Genomic DNA, 691 nt, shown 5'->3' with positions numbered 1-691 from the left:
TTTATCAAAAAACATTATTTTAGCTTTTAAAGTTAGCGATGGTGAAAATATAACAGATTATACAGGACAACTATATCCAAGACAGTTTACAATGTCTAGCATAAACGGAACACTAAAATCAGCTAATGGAAATATTACAAATCATATCACTAACCTAATCAATATATCAAAAAATGCAACTATTTATTATGTTGAAGCTACAGTAGATAATCAAACTGTTAATTTAACTCAAAACATAACTCACAATGTAACTATCATTGCTAAAGATATAATCTTTGATTATGGAACTACAACAATTAATGTAAATGTTTTATTTGACAATCTTCCTGCAGATAGTGAAACTATAACTTTAAATCTTAATAATAAAAAATACACTGCTAAAACAAAAAATGGAACAGCTACATTCAACATTGACATAATACCACATGGAACATATACATTAAAATACATAATAAATGCTACAAAATTACATGGCGAAGTGTTAAATTCATCTATTTTAACAGTAAATAGAATAAATGCAAATATAAATGCAACTTCCCATTCAGTGATTGTTGGAAATGACGTAAAAGTAGAAATCAACCTACCAAAAGACCTAACAGGCATTATAAATGTAGTTTTAAATAACAAAACTTACCCGGTAGAAATTATTAATAATAAAGCTATCGTAATCATCCCTAACTTAGCACAAGGA

General features: G+C 26.9%; 1 pseudogene. It reads left to right on the top strand.

Annotated features, from left to right (window positions below):
* Positions 1 to 691: pseudogene (locus MBORA_RS10745) on the top strand (hypothetical protein); the annotation flags it as partial.

The sequence above is a fragment of the Methanobrevibacter oralis genome (assembly GCF_001639275.1).
Taxonomy (GTDB): domain Archaea; phylum Methanobacteriota; class Methanobacteria; order Methanobacteriales; family Methanobacteriaceae; genus Methanocatella; species Methanocatella oralis.
This window is presented reverse-complemented; position numbering and strand designations above follow the sequence as displayed.